The organism is Caballeronia arationis (genome assembly GCF_001544975.2).
Classification (GTDB): Bacteria; Pseudomonadota; Gammaproteobacteria; order Burkholderiales; family Burkholderiaceae; genus Caballeronia; species Caballeronia arationis.
Map to the genome: position 1 here is coordinate 1 of NZ_FCOG02000435.1, position 1,421 is coordinate 1,421.

A 1,421-nucleotide genomic window follows, 5' to 3' on the forward strand; every position below is an offset into this window, starting at 1 on the left:
GACGGGCGCGTGGTTCCACCCGCTGCCTTGCCGTTGCGGGTGAAAAGCCCCTTCAGTCGGCAGTGTTCGCAGCCGTCGTAGTTGCGGCATGCCATGCGCGAGGTGTCGAGGCCAAATTTCGTGCGTAACAGTTCCAGGTCGGCCTTGGGCATCACGTCTTCGGCGGGCAGCTTGCAGTGCTCGCAAAGCGTCGGAATCAACTTCTGGTTACCGACCGCGTTGATGAACCCTTCTGAAGCCAGCTCGTCGATCGGAAGCTGCAGCCGCCCGCCCGCCATACGCATCACGGCCGCGATGATGTCGCCGGCGTGCAGCGAGAAACGCACCGGGTGACCGGTCAGCGCCAGTTCCGCGACCAGGCCCATCACAACGCGATCGCGGACCTCGCCGATGGTCAAATCGTCCGGGTCCTGCCGCATCAGCGTTCGAATCACTTCCGCATACTTGCGGTTCGCCTCATCGTCAGTCTCGTCCGGGCGGCGAATGATCGAGTAGTCCGACAGCCACGGCATCGGATACTCGGACGGCTCGTTCACCGCGAACTGCTTCTTGAGTTCGCGGTCCGGGAGCATGTACGACAGCGCGCGAAGCGTCGTCGTCTTGCCGGAGCCGGTCTCGCCGGTGAGCGCCGTGATGCCGCCGCTCACATAGTTAAGCGTCTCGATCAGCTCGAGCTGGCTCTTCTCGAATCCCATGTCCTTCGGCAGCAGCACCGAATAGTTCTTGAAGTTGCCGTCGAGCAGACGCAGGGCGACGTCATACCCGCCCACCAGCGGAGACGATTGCCAGCGCAGGTTGACCGTGTCCGTCTTGACGACCAGCGGGATCATTGCCGACTGCGGCGCGCTCGGCTGAAAGCTGTTGCCGGAGTTGGTGTTGCGCTGAACGAGATCGCTGTACGCAGCAAATAGCGCGCGACGCACGATCGCCTTGCGCATGCGGCTGAACGTGTACATATCGCCGTTCACACGGAACCGGATTTCGACCTCATTGTGAAATTCGCGTGGTTCGAAATGAATGTCGCTCGCACCATATGCGTGCGCGGCCTCAACGATATCGCGGAAGTTGCCGATCGCCCGGCTGGCTTCGCGGACTGTGGAGTTGGCGGAAGCGGCGGCCTTGCCCGAGTAGATGGCGGCGATCACAGCTTCCGTCGCGATCATCTCCTCGCGCACGAGAATGTCGTTGGCGCCAAGATCCTTGATGAACGTTGCATATTGGGCCTTCTCCGCGAATCGGGCGGTGCCCACCGTGATCGCCACGCCCGGTTGCAGTTCGACGGCGACGAACTCCTTGCGCGCAGCCGCCGGAATGCGCAGCGCGGCGTCGTCGTCAGCGACGGTGAGAACGCGCTTGAAGTCAGGAAGCGAATCGGGCGACACCAGTTCCGGCCGGCCAGATGCCAGCCCGCCGCCCTCGGT

1 protein-coding gene is annotated in these 1,421 nt (G+C 63.0%); it reads right to left on the reverse strand.

Annotated features, from left to right (window positions below):
• A partial coding sequence (locus tag AWB81_RS42935) for an ATPase, T2SS/T4P/T4SS family (protein ID WP_062644652.1) occupies positions 1 to 1,421 on the reverse strand: 1,421 nt, incomplete at both ends.